The following is a 13,200-nucleotide window of genomic DNA, read 5'->3' as shown; positions in this document are numbered from 1 at the left end:
ACGTGTGTGAGTGAGGATCGACAGATGCAGGGCCGCGACTTCGGACAGCGCCGATGGCGGCGTTAGTCGGCGAAACAGTGCTGACCCGGCGCGGTTTCGCGATCCGGACGATGGCGACCTGCGCCGCACTCGGTACGGGGATCTGGTTGTCGACGCAATTGCACTGCACGCCAGCACTGCACCACGCGGCCCTGCTCATCCATCTGGCGTCGCTGGTCCTCGGCTTCGGCGCGGTGCTGGCCGTGGACTACTTCGCGGTCGCCTGGGTCCTGCGGCGCACGCCCCTCCACGAGATGCTGGCCGTCGCCGACCGCCTGCAACTGCCGATCTGGCTCGGCGTTGCCGGCCTGGTCGCCAGCGGTGCGCTGCTCGAGCCGAATATCGCCGACCACACCACACAAACGAAGATGGCCCTGGTCGTCGTCCTGACGCTGAACGGGCTCCAGGCATCCGCGTTCACCGACCGCGTCGCAGCCCGAGGCGGTGTCCTCGACCGCGGTTTGATCGCCAGGGGCGCGCTCACCCTGCTGATCTCCCAGGCTTGCTGGTGGGGTGCGCTCTGGATCGGCTTCTGGAACACCACCAACCGCACGTAACCTCAGTTGGTACCGCTCAGAGCCACGCTCGCGCCGACGCCGATGATCATCAAACCGCCGGTGGCGCCGACGGATTCGAGGCGACGCGGTGAGCGGACGAACCAGGCCCGCGCGGTGCCCGCGATCATGGCCCAGGTTCCGTCCGAGAGTATTTGGATCCCGAGCGCGATGGCGCCGAGGGTCAGCAACTGCACTGGCAGCGCACCTGCCGACGCCTCGGCGAACTGCGGTAGGACCGCGGCGAAGAAGACAATGGTCTTCGGATTGGTCGCACCGACGAATACCCCCTGGCGGAACATACGTCGCGGATTCGCGTCCGGCGTCTGCGATCGCAGCGCACCCGCCAGACTCTTCCGCTCCCGAATCGCCATCACGCCCAGGTAGATCAGATAGCCCGCGCCGACCACCTTGACGATCGTCAGCAGCGTGGCCGATGCCGCGAGCACCACCCCCAACCCCAGTGCCACGGCGAGCAGCGGCACCGCCGACCCGACCGTCGCCCCCAATACCGACAGCACCGCAGTGCGACGGCCGTAGGTCAAGGCGCGCCCGATCGCAAAAAGGACATTGGGGCCGGGAATCACGATAATGATGAGCGCCGCGACGGCAAAAGCGGCCAGATGGGAGACAGGCACCATGATCGGAGCCTACCGATTACAGCGGCGCCCGATTCGCCACACCAGAACACCTTTGCCCATAACTTGCCGACACTCGCGGCACAGCGCGGATCGGCACGGTCCGGATCCATGAAAACCAATGTCATGCTGGCGAGCAGCCGCCTCGCCGGCACCGCTTGCTGTCGAGTTGCTTGACCAAGATCACATCTCGAGATGTGATATCCGGGTGGCACAGCGATGGTGGCAGGAGCTACCGCCGGTGGCGGGTTCATTCGTCATGGCGACCGCAATCGTGTCGGTGGGGCTGCATCTCACCGGCTTCGAGATGGCCTCGTGGCTGGCGTTCGCGCTCGCTGCGGCGGTCTGGATGCTGCTCGCGGTCGACTTCGGGACGCGGCTGCTGTGGCATCGGCAGCAGTGGGAGTCCGAGGCCGATACCCCGCCCGCGGTGACCGCCGTCGCGGCGACGACGGTGCTCGGCACCCGGTTATCGCTGTCGGGCTGGCAGGTCGTGGCGTGTGCACTGTTGGCGCTGGCGGCGGTGCTGTGGCCCGGACTGTCGCTCGCGGTGATGCGGCAGTGGAATCGGCGGATGCCGGGCGCGGCATTCTTGGTCTGCGTCTCGACGCAGGGTCTCGCGGTGCTGGCGGGCGCGCTGGCGCTGGCCGATATCGGCGATTGGCTCGCGTGGGTGGCTCTACTGCTCTTCGGGGCGGGCCTGCTGCTGTATGCCGCGGCGCTCGCCCGCTTCGATATTCGGCAGGTGTGGATCGGCGCGGGCGATCAATGGGTGGCCACCGGTGCGCTGGCGATCTCGGCGCTGGCCGCCGCCGAACTCGTTGCCGCGCACCAGTGGTCCGGCGTCCCGCACCAGGTGCTGCGGGTGGTGGCGCTGATCGTATTGGGTCTGAACCTGTTCGGCTATGCGATCCTGATGCTCACCGAGGTGATCCGCCCGCGACCCGAGTACGACATCCGCCGCTGGGCCACTGTTTTCCCGCTCGGCATGACCGCTGTCGCGTCGCTGACCATCGGTACGGCCGCCGATATATCCGCACTGCGAACGCTGGGCAAGCTGCTGATGGTGGTGGCGGTCGGGGCGTGGGTGCTGACGTTTACCGTATTGCTCGCGGACCGAACGACATTCGAATTCGATCGGTCCGCGTGATCGACGGCGATCAGATTCGCTCGGCCTCCAGCACCCAGATCGGCAGCAGCAGCGCGCCCGTCTCATCGGTCTCGAGCTCGACTCCCCGCTCGGCCAACATATCTTGGACCGGGCCCGGTGGCATGATCGACACCATCCGGTCGGTGCGCAGCGTATTCAATGACCATCGCGGCGCGGCGAAGCTGGTGCGCAGTTCGGCTTCGCCGATCTGATACGGCGTATACGCCTCGCTGTGTCCCCGGTCCGCGAAACAGAATTGGATGAGCCGGCCACCGGGGCGCATGACTCGATGCAGCGCGGCGACATGATCTCGGCGCAGTTCGGGCGCGAGGCAATGGAACAGGGCACTGCTGACCACCGTGTCGAATCGACCGTCGTAGCCGTCGAGCTGTGTTGCGTCGGCGACGGAGAAGGTCACGGCCACGTCGCGAGCCGCGGCGCGGGTGCGCGCCTCCTCGATGGCGGTGGGCGAGGAATCCAAACCGGCCACCTGATAGCCCAGGCTAGCGAGGTAGATGGTGTTATCTCCCGGCCCACAGCCGATATCGAGGACCTGCCCGGTGATGCGGCCCGCATGCTCGAATTCGACCAGCAGCGGTTGTGGTCTGCCGATATCCCACGGCAACCGGTCCATCGGTATGCCCTCGACGACCGTTTTATCCCGATAGGCCTGTTCGAAATCAATCTTCATCGGATCGAACTGCGATACTGCTTCTCTTTCGGCCATGGACTCGCCCCTTACTTCGATGGAGAACTATGGGGATATCGACACAGACAATGCTAGCCGAATGCGGAGGTTAGATCTCCGTTTAGTTGTCGCATCATCTCCCGCCACGCCCGGCGGCAATCGATTTGAGCCGGTCGCGTAGCGCGTCACTATCGGAACCGAACACCTGCTGGTCGGTATCGACGACGATCCGGATGGCGCGGCGGGCGAGATCGCGACCCTCGACGGTCACCTCGATGCGCAGGATCCGGGCGTCATCGGGATCCGAGCGGCGGGCGAGCAGGGCGCGGTCTTCCAGGACGCGGATGACACGGGAACCCATCATGCGGTCCGCGCCCGCCATATCCACCACTTGCTGCTGCGTCGGTAGCTCACCCCGCCTGCCGAGCCAGCCCGCCGAGGCGAGCAAGTTGAACTGGGTGAGAGTGAGGCCGAGCGGGCGCAGGTTGCGTTCGACGGTGGCGCGCCACTCCAACGCGGCGTGGTGCAGCCAGAAGCCCGGGCTCATCAGCGGGCCCTGCGGTTCAGCCACGTTCGAGCTCCCGAGCCACACCCGCCAGCCGCCGCGCCTCGAGTTCCAGCGCCGCGATGGTCAGATGCATATCGGCGCGAATGCCCCGCTCCCAGATCAGCCGGAAGATCGGCCGGAACGGGCCGTGCACCTCCATCCGCTTCCCCACCCGCACAGCCCCGCCACCGAGCGGATCATAGGTGTAATGGCCGCGTATCTTGCCGAACGGAATTCCGGCCTCACTGGTCCACGAACGTCCCGCCTCGACCGCGGTAATGGTGAACGGCCCGGCCGGCGCGCCTTTGGGTTTCACCCATCCGGTCGTCCCCGACGCGAACGGCCCGTCGATCCGAGCCTTCTCCTCATGCGGATCCCACGACGGCCAGTTGTCGACATCAGTGGCGGCCCGCCAGATCTCCTCGATCCCTCCGGCGATAACAGCTTCTTCATGAATCACATACATCGGAACGCTCCCTATACCCGCCGCGCCGGCAACTTGTTGTTGCAACAACAGTATCTGTTGTCGCGACAACAAGTCAAGAGGTTGACACCAGCGGTCGACATCAGTGCATCTGGAGCTGCACCGAACGAACCGCTGATGTCCGGTGTCGAACTCAGCTCGGTTGTTGATGGAATCGCCAGGCGTCGCGCACGATCTCGAAGATGTCGGGTTTTTGCGGTGTCCATCCGAGTTCGCGCTGGACCAGCTGGGATGAGGTGTAGAGGGTTGCGGGGTCGCCCGGTCGTCGTGGTGCGTTCTCGGTCTCGAACGGTATTCCGGTGACCTCGCGGATCGCCTGGATTACTTGGAGGTTCGAGAAGCCGATGCCGTTGCCGAGGTTGTAGATCTTGTGCTCGCCGGGGTGGATGGCATTAAGCGCGAGCAAGTGGGCGCGGGCGAGGTCGGTGATGTGGATGTAGTCGCGCACGCAGGTGCCGTCGGGGGTCGGGTAGTCGTCGCCGAACAGGCTGAATTTGTCGGCCCGGCCGATCGCGGCATCGAGGGCGAGCGGGATCAGGTGGGTTTCGGGGGTGTGGCGTTCGCCGATCATGGTGCCGTCGCCGCAGTCGTGCGCGCCGGCGACGTTGAAGTAGCGCAGCGAGATCGCGCCGAACGAGAAGGCGCGGGTGAACGTGGTGATTGCCCGGTCGATCGTCAGCTTCGTGTCGCCATAGGTGTTGACCGGGTTCGTCGGTGAGGTTTCGACCAGCGGCAGCTCGGTCGGCTCGCCGTACACCGCGGCGGTGGAGGAGAACACGAGCTTGCCGACGTCGGCGGCGCGCATCGCATCGAGCAGCGCGAGCGAGGCGCGGGTGTTGTTGTCCCAGTGCCATTCGGGGTGGTGCATCGACTCCCCGGCGGCGATGAGTCCAGCGAAGTGCAGCACCGCGTCGAACCCGGCCCCGGGGGTGAGGACTTCTGCCACGTCGTGGACGCGCAGCTGGATGAACTTCGCGCCGTCGGGAATCTGGCGGTCGTCGTTGCGGGAGAGGTCGTCGACCACGACTACCTGATGCCCAGCGTCGAGCAGCATCCTCGTGACGGTGGCGCCGACGAAGCCCGCACCCCCGGTGACCAGCAGCTTCACTTATCTGACCTGCACTTTCATGGCGAGTAGGTGATCGTGGATTTCCTGCTTGTGCGCCAAGAAGTAGTCCTCCGGGCTGCGTTGGCGTCCGCTTCCGGTCCAGCCCGTGATCCGTTCCCAGGCGCGACGCTTCACCGTAGCCAACGCGGCTAGGTCCGGTGCAGCGATCCATGCGTCCGCCATGGCACGCGCTATCGCGTGCACGGCTTGGTGATGACGAGCTACGACCCGACCGCTACTGGTTGTCGCGTAGCGGCTGTAGTTGACCGCGTCGGCGCGCGGCTGCCCGAACTCGTTGTCGAAGCGTTGGAACGCGTCGTACGAGTACCTCCAGAACCGTCCTGGATCCATCGGCGGCTGCCGCGGATCGCGCCGCCAGCGGAGTTCGGCGCGCATCTGCTCGCCCAGATGTGGTGGCATCGAATCGAAATCGTGGTGTGCGTACGCACCGTCGATCATGGCCGTAGCCCGCAGCACCTTCGTACACAACCGGTTGACCATGAGATGGAATTGCACCGAATCCGTTGCAGCGCACCACTGTTCATGCAGATCGAGCCAGAAGTAAGCCTGCGTGTAGTACAGCAGGATCTCGTAGGCGTCGCGGGCGTCCAGTCGCACGGGGTCATGTTGGGGTAGGCCGTGGTCGGTGACGGCCAGGCCGAGGTCCTTGAAGTCGAATCCGAGCGAGGTCTGAACAGCGCGGTAGTCGCCGAGCGACAGCGTCATCAAATCGACTGCGGGGAACGCCTTTTCGGCGAGGATCCGCAGCTCCCGGACCGGCATCGAGGGTGCGTCGCCGTAGTGGACGTAGAGGAAATCGACATCGCTGATCAGCTGCGGCTCGCCATGGCGGCGGATGAAGGTGGGTTCACCGCGGGCAAAGGAGCCGCCGACGATCAGCCAATCGTCGGCCGGTACGCATTGTCCGAGCGCGCGCAGGTCCTCAGCGATGCCCCGGGCCGCTTGCTCGATTTCGGCCGCGTTGGATAGCCGCGACGTGATGCGCTCGGCGAGGGTTATGGTCTTCACCTCATGCCTCCGTCTGACTGGTCGCGGCGAGTTCGGCCGCCTCGGTGTCGCACTCAGGGTCGGCGTCGACGTCACCTCCGACCTCACCACGCGGCCCTGGCGCGGGCATGGGCAGCAGTACCGCCCCGGCCGCGGCGGGTGTTTCCTCGTGTTCCTTCTTCGCGGTGATGTGTGGACACAGCGATCCACAGATCGTGCAGGGAGCACCCGTGCGGAGACCATGCTCGATGAACACGTTGCCCGCCAAACCCGGGTACAGAGCGTGGCCTTGCTGGATTTCCCAGTCATTCGCGCGGCGCGCCACGCTGATTGCACGCTGCTTGGCGATCTCGGGTTCCCAACCACGCACCAGATCCAACGCGGAGATCGCGACGCGGACCATGCGCACCGACGTCGCGGTGTCAGGGGCGGTCGGCATGGCATAGTGCTCGTTGTGGGTGATCGAGGCGAACATGTCACCACCGCACTGACCGGCGGCCGCGACGCCGAGGACGTTGACCGTGTCATCCAGGGTCACGCCGTTGTCGATCACCATGGGCCCGGCCAGCCACAACGGCGCACCGCCGAGGGCTTCCTTATAGGCGGGGATCAGCTCCGGAATCCGGTGCAGCGGCATGTGTCCACCGCTCTCACACAGAACCTGCACGCCCGCGGCGAGTGCGTCCTTGCGCAGTTCGGCGAGCAACTGGATTTCCAGCCATTTCAATTCGTCGCCCGCGTCCGCGGTAGCGCCGGGGCGGAAGATATCGCCGAGGTCCAACACGACCTCACATCGGCGGCAGATGTCGATAATGCCGTCGAAATACTCGATCAGCGGGTTGCCGCAGTTGTGCATCCGCATGTAGCGGGCGAGCAGGCCACCGCCGCGCGAGGTGGTCGGCATGATCCGATTCGACTTCTCGCTCATCGCGACGAGTGTCGGGTTGATGCCCGCGTGGATGAGGACAAAGTCGACGCCCGGGGCCAGGCCGAGCTCGAACCGCTCCAGGAACTCATTGCGGCCCAGCTTCTTACGCGGATCGGCGAACAGGTCGTAGGTCAGACACGCACCGAGCGGCACGCCCACGATTTCCTTCAGGTCTGCGCGCAGCGCCACCCCTTCGGGGTTGGTGGTGAGGTCCATCACCGCATCCGGGCCCGCGGCCAGGATCACCGCCATGGCCTCGACGATGGCTTGGCGATCGGTGTCGCGCGGCCCGAGCCCGATGAGGGCGGTGACCTTGCGGCGGGTGTCTTCGCCGACCAGCAGGGATCGGAACGCCGTCAAATGTCGGCTTGCTTGCGATCGTAGGAACACCAGGGTTCCGTTTTCGACTCGCCGGGCCGCTACGTCGGGGTCGAGACCTTCAGCTTGGCAGGTGGCAATGAATGGGGAATCCGTTGCGAGGTCGATCATTTCGTGCATCCTTTCACTCGGGGCTACTGCGGCGGAAAGTGTCCGACGGGCCATGGCATCGGTGGCTGGCCGTCGACGACCTCGGCGACCAGGTCCGCCCACGCGACCGCGAGGACACTGGCCTCGATCCAGGCCTCGTGAACCGATGGGTCGGAAGCGTTCTCGGCGGCGGCCAGCACCAGCTCGGCGCCGACGTAGGCGGCGGCGAGATCATCGACAGCTCGGCCGACTCGTTCGGCGCTGGTCGTGCGCGGCTGGATGTGGGTATCGACCCAGTTGGTGATCAGCTCGACGAGTTCGCTTCGCCGGCGGTCTATTCGGGCGCCACGATCGGGGCGCACCTGCCGGATGCGGTGTACGTGGGCCAGGGATCCCGCCCACCGCAGGACCAAATGGTCACCGGGCAACACGCCCCGCGCACCGCGGAACGCGGCTAGAAGCGCATGCCAGTCCGGCAACGTCAGGCGAGCTGCGGAACCCTCGACCACGAGGAATCCGGATCTCATTTCCAGCCCCGTTCCTCGGCAGCGAGCCGACGCTGGATGTCCCCAACGCTGGGACCCCGACGCCTCGAAGGCCACGCAACGACCACAACCGCGAAAGTCAGCCCTACAGCAGCGGCGCATGCTCCAACCCACACAATCGCGGCCATAGTTCACTCCCAATCCCACTGATCGGTGACGCTCGACGACTCGTTCATGTCTGTGCCCTCCCGGTAGGGGCACACCGACGCCGGTCCGACCGAACGAATCCGTTATCCGCCCAGCCGGTTTCGCGTATCCGAGATAAGGGGGATCGCCTGCGCCCCGGCGCCGGGTGCCGATCTCAGAGTCGGCGGATGTCGTTGCGGCGAACAGGAGTTGATTCCGCATTTATCCCGCAACTTCATGCGGCTCCACCGCTGTTAGGACCCCGAGCTCGGTTGAACAGGTGTAGCTTTCGAACCACCACGGCGGCATGAGCAGGGGCTGGAGCTGGGCCGATGATTGTTTACGGATGGACCGGAGTCGAATCCAAAGCGCTGCGCGAGGCTATGAATCTGACCATCGAGCAGTTCGCACAAAAAGTGCAGGTCGCAGCGCGGACGGTTGAGGGCTGGGAAATCCAGGGCGCGAAGGCGACCCTCCGCCCGTCGAGTAGACGACTCCTGGATCAGACACTCACCGACGCACCCAAATGCGTTGCGGCGAGGTTCGAGAGGGCACTAGGCGCTCACCCCGACAGCCCCGACGAACTCGATCCCAGACCGCCCAGAACAGTTACGCTGGCGAATGACACCCTCCGTCAGCTCTCACCGGCCACGCTGGGTGCCGATGAAGCCGATCACGTCTGGGTGCCCGCCCGGACCGCCGCTGGAGAGGTCGTCCTCGTGTCACTCCCACGTCGCACCGTAGTCACTGGTATCGGAGTCGGAGCGCTGGCCGCCGCAGTCGGCGTCAAGCCGCCGCAATCGCGAGTAGATGAGCGCCTGATTTCGAGCATCGAAATTGTATTAGATTCCGCGAAGCGGCAGGATGACGCACTCGGAGCCGCGGCGGTAGTCGGGACCGTTCTCGCGCAGGCAAGTCTCGTTGATTCGGTAATTGGTGACTGTCCAGCGCGGTTACGGTCACGCCTGATCAGCTTGTACGCGGATCTGTGCCGATTCGCCGGGTGGCTCCATTTCGATCTCGGAGATTTCGCTTCCGCTAGCCGGCTGTACGAGAAGGCGAGGATCGCCGCTCATGAGGCCGAGGACTTGAACATGGGTGTGTTCGTTCTTTCGCACATGTGTCATCTGGCCGTCTGGCAAGGACAAAATCGAGTGGCGGTGGATTACGCCGCTGCTGCGATGCACTGGGCCGTACAAAGCGATGATCATCTACTCCGTGCTGACACCGCCGAGATGGCCGCACGCGCCTACGCTGGCATGGGCGCAAAGCGTGCCTGCCTGGCTGCGCTGGAGATCAATGCCGCAATGACACACGTTCCCGATCACGATCGCACCGAATCGCTCGCCTACTTTTACAGTCCAACACTCAGTGCGGCCGCGCACAGCCATTGCTACCTCCAACTTGGAGATGCCCGCAAGGCGGAAGAATCCGCGAAGGAATCAATGGCGCTAACCGACAGCTCATTCATTCGCGACCACACTTTCTCCATGCTCGATCTGGGTCGGGCTCAGGTGGCATTGGGCAATATCGACGAGGCTGTCGCTAACCTCGGACGAGCCGCAGTGCATGCTTCTGCGAACCGTTCAGCTCGGCTCGCCAAGAGTCTTCGACAAGTGCGGTCGAGCCTGAATAATTGGGCTGATGCAGCCGAAGTCAAGGAACTGGATAACCTTCTGACCGACTACAAATTGTCCAGCATGACCGAGTAAATCTCCAGGAATTCGAATGGCGAGGTTGGAGACAAGTGTTTCCGTCCGATGACTTGCCACCCGAGGTTTGAGTAGAAGCGTTGCGCCCCAATAGCGTTCGGCAGCACAGCGACGGCGGCCCGAGCCTTGCCACAGCCGTCGAGAAGTTGCTCGAGCATGCTGCGGCCGAGGCCGAGTCGACGCCAATCCTGGTGCACCGCTAACCCGCTGACTGTGAATGTGTCCGACTCGGCGGCGCTCGCAGGATGAACGTCCTGCCACCACCGACCGTCGGCGGGAAACCCGTACGCGGCTCCCACGACACAGTTCGCTACACGAGCTACGACCAACATGAAGCCGGGTTCTTCGGCACGCGATGCCAACACCGTGCGATGCCGCTCTGACTGGACCTGACCCCAGCGGTAGGGCGGCTCCGCAAACACCCGATCGAACAATGTGCACACGTCAACGAACGATGTGAGTCGACTGCTCGCTGTCCAATCGATATCCACATCATCGAGCATGCTTCTCACGATAGAACCGAACGAAGCAACCGATCATCCCATCAGCGAAGTCGGTGCGGCTCATCCTTGCTCGCCGTACATCTCGCGGCGGGCACGGTAGCGTCGCAACGATGAGCAGCCTGCAGGTCGCGATTGTCGGATACGGGTTGGCCGGATCGGTCTTTCATGCGCCGTTGATCGCCGCGCAGCCGCGCATGCGGGTGGCGGCGGTGGTCACGGGGTCGGCCGAGCGGGCCGAGCAGGCGCGGCGCGAACATCCCGGGGTGCGGGTGGTGGCGAGTGCGGACGCATTGTTCGCCGATATCGCTGGTATCGATCTCGTGGTCGTCGCGACCCCTAATCGGACACACGCGCCGCTGGCGGGGCGGGCGCTGGACGTCGGATTGCCGGTGGTGGTCGACAAGCCGTTCGCGGTGAGCGTGGCCGAGGGCGAGGATCTGATAGCGCGGGCCGAGCGCGCCGGCGTGGCATTGTCGGTTTTCCAGAATCGGCGCTGGGATGGCGATTTCCTGACGGTGCGGCGACTCATCGACGATGGGCGGCTCGGCGAGGTGCGGCGGTTCGAATCCCGGTTCGAGCGGTGGCGGCCGGTGCCGAAGGGCGGCTGGCGCGAAGTCGGTTCCGCCGACGAGGGCGCCGGACTGCTGTTCGACCTGGGCAGCCATCTGATCGACCAGGCGGTCACGCTCTTCGGTCCGGTGCGCTCGGTGTACGGCGAGTTGGATCGGCGACGGCCCGGCATCCAGACCGATGACGATGCCTTCGTCGCACTCACCCACGCTTCGGGCGTGCGGTCACATTTATGGATGAGCGCGGTAACACCGCAGCTGGGGCCGCGCTTTCGGGTGCTCGGTTCCGAAGCCGGTTATCTCAGCTATGGATTGGACCCGCAGGAGCAGGCGCTGCGTTCGGGCCGCCGACCCGATGACGGTGCGGAGCCCTGGGGCACAGTCGAACCCGAACAATGGGGCGTATTGGGCGCGGAACCCGCTGTCGAACCCATCCCGACGCTCGCGGGCGACTATCCCGCGTTCTATTCCGGCATGGCGGCCGCGATCCTCGACGGCGCACCCGTCCCGGTCGACCCGCGCGATGCCGTCACCACGCTGCGACTGCTCGACGCCGCCCGCCAATCGGCGATCCGCGGCGAGATCGTCACCAACTGACCCCGCTCGCGACGACACAGCGAAGCTCGCCGCGGCCGGATAAGGTGCGGCGGTGCAAACAGCGGAATTCGTCGAGCACGGCGCGTCCATCGCGGACCGGCTCACCACAACCCAGGCAGCACCACCGTGGTGGTTGGTTCTCGCGACGGCGGCAGCGGCGTTGATTCTGGTCGGATACAGCCCAGTGTGGCGGGTGACCCGCAATGTGGTCACCATCGCGCACGAGGGCGGTCATGCGCTCACCGCGCTGCTGACCGGTCGCCGACTCAACAGCATCACCCTGCACTCCGACACCTCCGGCCTGACGGTGTCGAGCGGAAAACCCTACGGCCTCGGCATGATTCTCACCGCGATGGCGGGCTATCCGTCGCCACCGCTGCTCGGTCTCGGCTTCGCCGCACTGTTGGGTGCCAACCGCATCACGCTGATGCTCTGGACCGCGATCGCCCTGCTCGTCGCCGTGCTGATCAAGGTGCGCAACGTCTACGGACTGCTGACGGTTTTCGGCTTGGGCGCCATTGTCTTCGCCGTGTCCTGGTTCGGAACCGATACGGTGCAAGCGGGTTTCGCGTATCTCGGCGCATGGTTCCTGCTGCTGGCGGGCACCCGGCCGGTCATCGAACTACAGCGTGGGCGGGTCCGGCGCTGGAACATGCCACAGGGCGCGGACTCCGATGCCGATCAGCTCGCCCGGCTCACTCATATCCCCGCGCTGCTCTGGGTGTTCGTCTTCGGTGCCGTCGCCGTCGCCGCACTGGTCGGCGGAGCGCTGCTGTTGTCCGAGGCTGCGGGCGTCTGCATCCCCAATGTTTCCGAAGCCACCTGCACGGCACCGGCCCTATCCGGTAGATAGGGTCCGGTACGCCGCCAGACAGAACGCGAGCCACAGCGCGCCGATACACCAGCCGCCGAGGATATCGGTTGGCCAATGCACACCCAGATACCATCGGGAAAGGCCAACGGCCACCACGAATACGGCTGCGACACTGACCGCGATCCGGCGCGCTGCCGGGCGAACCAGTCGCGAAAGCAGCACCGCGGCAAGGACTCCGATCACCACGATCGAACCGAGGCTGTGCCCGGACGGAAATGCCTGATTGGTCTCGGTGACCAGATGGTCGGCCGCGGGCGGGCGACTGCGGCCGACGAGGTGCTTGCCGACCACGACGAGCACTCCCGCACCCCCGGTGGCGATACCGACCAGCACCGCCTCCGCCCACCGTCGACGCCAGGCGAGCCCGAGACACAGGACTATCGCCAGCGCCGTCATCGGCAGGGTGCCGCCCAGGTCGCTGATCCCGATGGCGACCGGCGTCAGCACTGCGGCACGGTGCTGCACGATCCAATCGGTTCCCGGCCGGTCTATCGCGGTGACACCGTCGTGGCCGAGGACGCTGACGGTGATGCCGACGACCACCGCGGCCAGCACCGCAACACCCCAGACCGGAACGGGGAGCGGCGGCGCGTGGCGATTCGTCATCCCATCACGATTACAGACCGGCGCTGAGAGGTTGCTGAGTGTCCTCCTGCGGAAAT

General features: G+C 65.3%; 15 protein-coding genes. 5 read left to right on the top strand and 10 right to left on the bottom strand.

What is annotated here, in order from left to right:
- The first annotated feature begins 53 nt into the window (after positions 1 to 53).
- Positions 54 to 596: a hypothetical protein gene (locus ACQP1G_RS16125; protein WP_433204527.1), complete on the top strand. Its 543-nt coding sequence runs from the start codon at positions 54 to 56 to the stop codon at positions 594 to 596.
- Between the two features lie 2 nt (positions 597 to 598).
- Here ACQP1G_RS16125 and ACQP1G_RS16120 read toward each other — a convergent pair whose 3' ends face one another.
- Positions 599 to 1,234: a LysE family translocator gene (locus tag ACQP1G_RS16120; protein WP_433204524.1), complete on the bottom strand. Its 636-nt coding sequence runs from the start codon at positions 1,232 to 1,234 to the stop codon at positions 599 to 601.
- 118 nt (positions 1,235 to 1,352) lie between these two features.
- Here ACQP1G_RS16120 and ACQP1G_RS16115 point away from each other — a divergent pair, with 118 nt between their 5' ends.
- A complete protein-coding gene (locus ACQP1G_RS16115) occupies positions 1,353 to 2,381 on the top strand; it encodes a hypothetical protein (protein WP_433204521.1) in 1,029 nt (342 codons plus the stop codon).
- 10 nt (positions 2,382 to 2,391) lie between these two features.
- Here ACQP1G_RS16115 and ACQP1G_RS16110 read toward each other — a convergent pair whose 3' ends face one another.
- The 7 genes from ACQP1G_RS16110 to ACQP1G_RS16080 all read right to left on the bottom strand — a co-directional run bounded on the left by ACQP1G_RS16110 (position 2,392) and on the right by ACQP1G_RS16080 (position 8,139).
- Positions 2,392 to 3,108 carry a class I SAM-dependent methyltransferase gene (locus tag ACQP1G_RS16110; RefSeq protein WP_433204519.1) on the bottom strand — a complete coding sequence of 239 codons (717 nt, stop codon included), beginning with the start codon at positions 3,106 to 3,108 and terminating at the stop codon, positions 2,392 to 2,394.
- Between the two features lie 94 nt (positions 3,109 to 3,202).
- Positions 3,203 to 3,640, bottom strand: coding sequence for a MarR family winged helix-turn-helix transcriptional regulator (locus ACQP1G_RS16105; RefSeq protein WP_433204516.1), 438 nt, complete (start codon positions 3,638 to 3,640; stop codon positions 3,203 to 3,205).
- Positions 3,633 to 4,082, bottom strand: coding sequence for an SRPBCC family protein (locus tag ACQP1G_RS16100; protein WP_433204513.1), 450 nt, complete (start codon positions 4,080 to 4,082; stop codon positions 3,633 to 3,635). Before ACQP1G_RS16100 ends, ACQP1G_RS16105 begins: the two co-directional genes overlap by 8 nt.
- A 151-nt stretch (positions 4,083 to 4,233) precedes the next feature.
- Positions 4,234 to 5,208, bottom strand: coding sequence for a UDP-glucose 4-epimerase GalE (galE, locus tag ACQP1G_RS16095; protein ID WP_433204510.1), 975 nt, complete (start codon positions 5,206 to 5,208; stop codon positions 4,234 to 4,236).
- Entirely contained in the window at positions 5,209 to 6,237 is a 1,029-nt protein-coding gene (locus ACQP1G_RS16090) for a hypothetical protein (protein ID WP_433204507.1), read from the bottom strand. It abuts the gene before it with no gap.
- Position 6,238: 1 nt separating this feature from the next.
- On the bottom strand, positions 6,239 to 7,633 hold the full coding sequence (locus tag ACQP1G_RS16085) for a phosphomethylpyrimidine synthase ThiC (RefSeq protein WP_433204504.1): 1,395 nt from the start codon (positions 7,631 to 7,633) through the stop codon (positions 6,239 to 6,241).
- A gap of 23 nt (positions 7,634 to 7,656) precedes the next feature.
- Positions 7,657 to 8,139, bottom strand: coding sequence for a DUF4254 domain-containing protein (locus ACQP1G_RS16080; protein WP_433204501.1), 483 nt, complete (start codon positions 8,137 to 8,139; stop codon positions 7,657 to 7,659).
- 476 nt (positions 8,140 to 8,615) lie between these two features.
- Here ACQP1G_RS16080 and ACQP1G_RS16075 point away from each other — a divergent pair, with 476 nt between their 5' ends.
- Complete coding sequence (locus tag ACQP1G_RS16075; RefSeq protein ID WP_433204498.1) at positions 8,616 to 9,995, top strand: helix-turn-helix domain-containing protein; 1,380 nt, start codon at positions 8,616 to 8,618, stop codon at positions 9,993 to 9,995.
- Here ACQP1G_RS16075 and ACQP1G_RS16070 read toward each other — a convergent pair.
- Positions 9,968 to 10,498 carry a GNAT family N-acetyltransferase gene (locus ACQP1G_RS16070; RefSeq protein ID WP_433204495.1) on the bottom strand — a complete coding sequence of 177 codons (531 nt, stop codon included), beginning with the start codon at positions 10,496 to 10,498 and terminating at the stop codon, positions 9,968 to 9,970. The genes ACQP1G_RS16075 and ACQP1G_RS16070 overlap by 28 nt on opposite strands.
- 110 nt (positions 10,499 to 10,608) lie before the next feature.
- Between ACQP1G_RS16070 and ACQP1G_RS16065 the strand changes: the two genes are divergently transcribed.
- Both ACQP1G_RS16065 and ACQP1G_RS16060 read left to right on the top strand, forming a co-directional pair.
- Positions 10,609 to 11,664, top strand: a complete 1,056-nt coding sequence (locus ACQP1G_RS16065; RefSeq protein ID WP_433204492.1) for a Gfo/Idh/MocA family protein — start codon at positions 10,609 to 10,611, stop codon at positions 11,662 to 11,664.
- 52 nt (positions 11,665 to 11,716) lie between these two features.
- Entirely contained in the window at positions 11,717 to 12,517 is an 801-nt protein-coding gene (locus ACQP1G_RS16060; protein ID WP_433204489.1) for a M50 family metallopeptidase, read from the top strand.
- On the opposite strand, the gene ACQP1G_RS16055 is transcribed toward ACQP1G_RS16060, so the two are convergent.
- Complete coding sequence (locus ACQP1G_RS16055; protein WP_433204486.1) at positions 12,503 to 13,144, bottom strand: phosphatase PAP2 family protein; 642 nt, start codon at positions 13,142 to 13,144, stop codon at positions 12,503 to 12,505. The two genes, ACQP1G_RS16060 and ACQP1G_RS16055, sit on opposite strands and share 15 nt — an antisense overlap.
- Between the last annotated feature and the right edge of the window lie 56 nt (positions 13,145 to 13,200).

Source organism: Nocardia sp. CA-107356 (genome assembly GCF_050946365.1).
In the GTDB taxonomy this organism is placed as follows: Bacteria; Actinomycetota; Actinomycetes; order Mycobacteriales; family Mycobacteriaceae; genus Nocardia.
The sequence above is the reverse complement of the archived record's forward strand: the minus strand, read 5'-3'. Positions and strand labels throughout refer to the sequence as shown.

Coding starts and splice junctions, on each gene's coding strand:
- ACQP1G_RS16125 (WP_433204527.1), top strand. CDS start 54: ATGGCGGCGTTAGTCGGCGAAACAGTGCTGACCCGGCGCGGTTTCGCG.
- ACQP1G_RS16120 (WP_433204524.1), bottom strand. CDS start 1,234: ATGGTGCCTGTCTCCCATCTGGCCGCTTTTGCCGTCGCGGCGCTCATC.
- ACQP1G_RS16115 (WP_433204521.1), top strand. CDS start 1,353: ATGTCATGCTGGCGAGCAGCCGCCTCGCCGGCACCGCTTGCTGTCGAG.
- ACQP1G_RS16110 (WP_433204519.1), bottom strand. CDS start 3,108: ATGGCCGAAAGAGAAGCAGTATCGCAGTTCGATCCGATGAAGATTGAT.
- ACQP1G_RS16100 (WP_433204513.1), bottom strand. CDS start 4,082: ATGTATGTGATTCATGAAGAAGCTGTTATCGCCGGAGGGATCGAGGAG.
- ACQP1G_RS16085 (WP_433204504.1), bottom strand. CDS start 7,633: ATGATCGACCTCGCAACGGATTCCCCATTCATTGCCACCTGCCAAGCT.
- ACQP1G_RS16080 (WP_433204501.1), bottom strand. CDS start 8,139: ATGAGATCCGGATTCCTCGTGGTCGAGGGTTCCGCAGCTCGCCTGACG.
- ACQP1G_RS16075 (WP_433204498.1), top strand. CDS start 8,616: ATGATTGTTTACGGATGGACCGGAGTCGAATCCAAAGCGCTGCGCGAG.
- ACQP1G_RS16070 (WP_433204495.1), bottom strand. CDS start 10,498: ATGCTCGATGATGTGGATATCGATTGGACAGCGAGCAGTCGACTCACA.
- ACQP1G_RS16065 (WP_433204492.1), top strand. CDS start 10,609: ATGAGCAGCCTGCAGGTCGCGATTGTCGGATACGGGTTGGCCGGATCG.
- ACQP1G_RS16055 (WP_433204486.1), bottom strand. CDS start 13,144: ATGACGAATCGCCACGCGCCGCCGCTCCCCGTTCCGGTCTGGGGTGTT.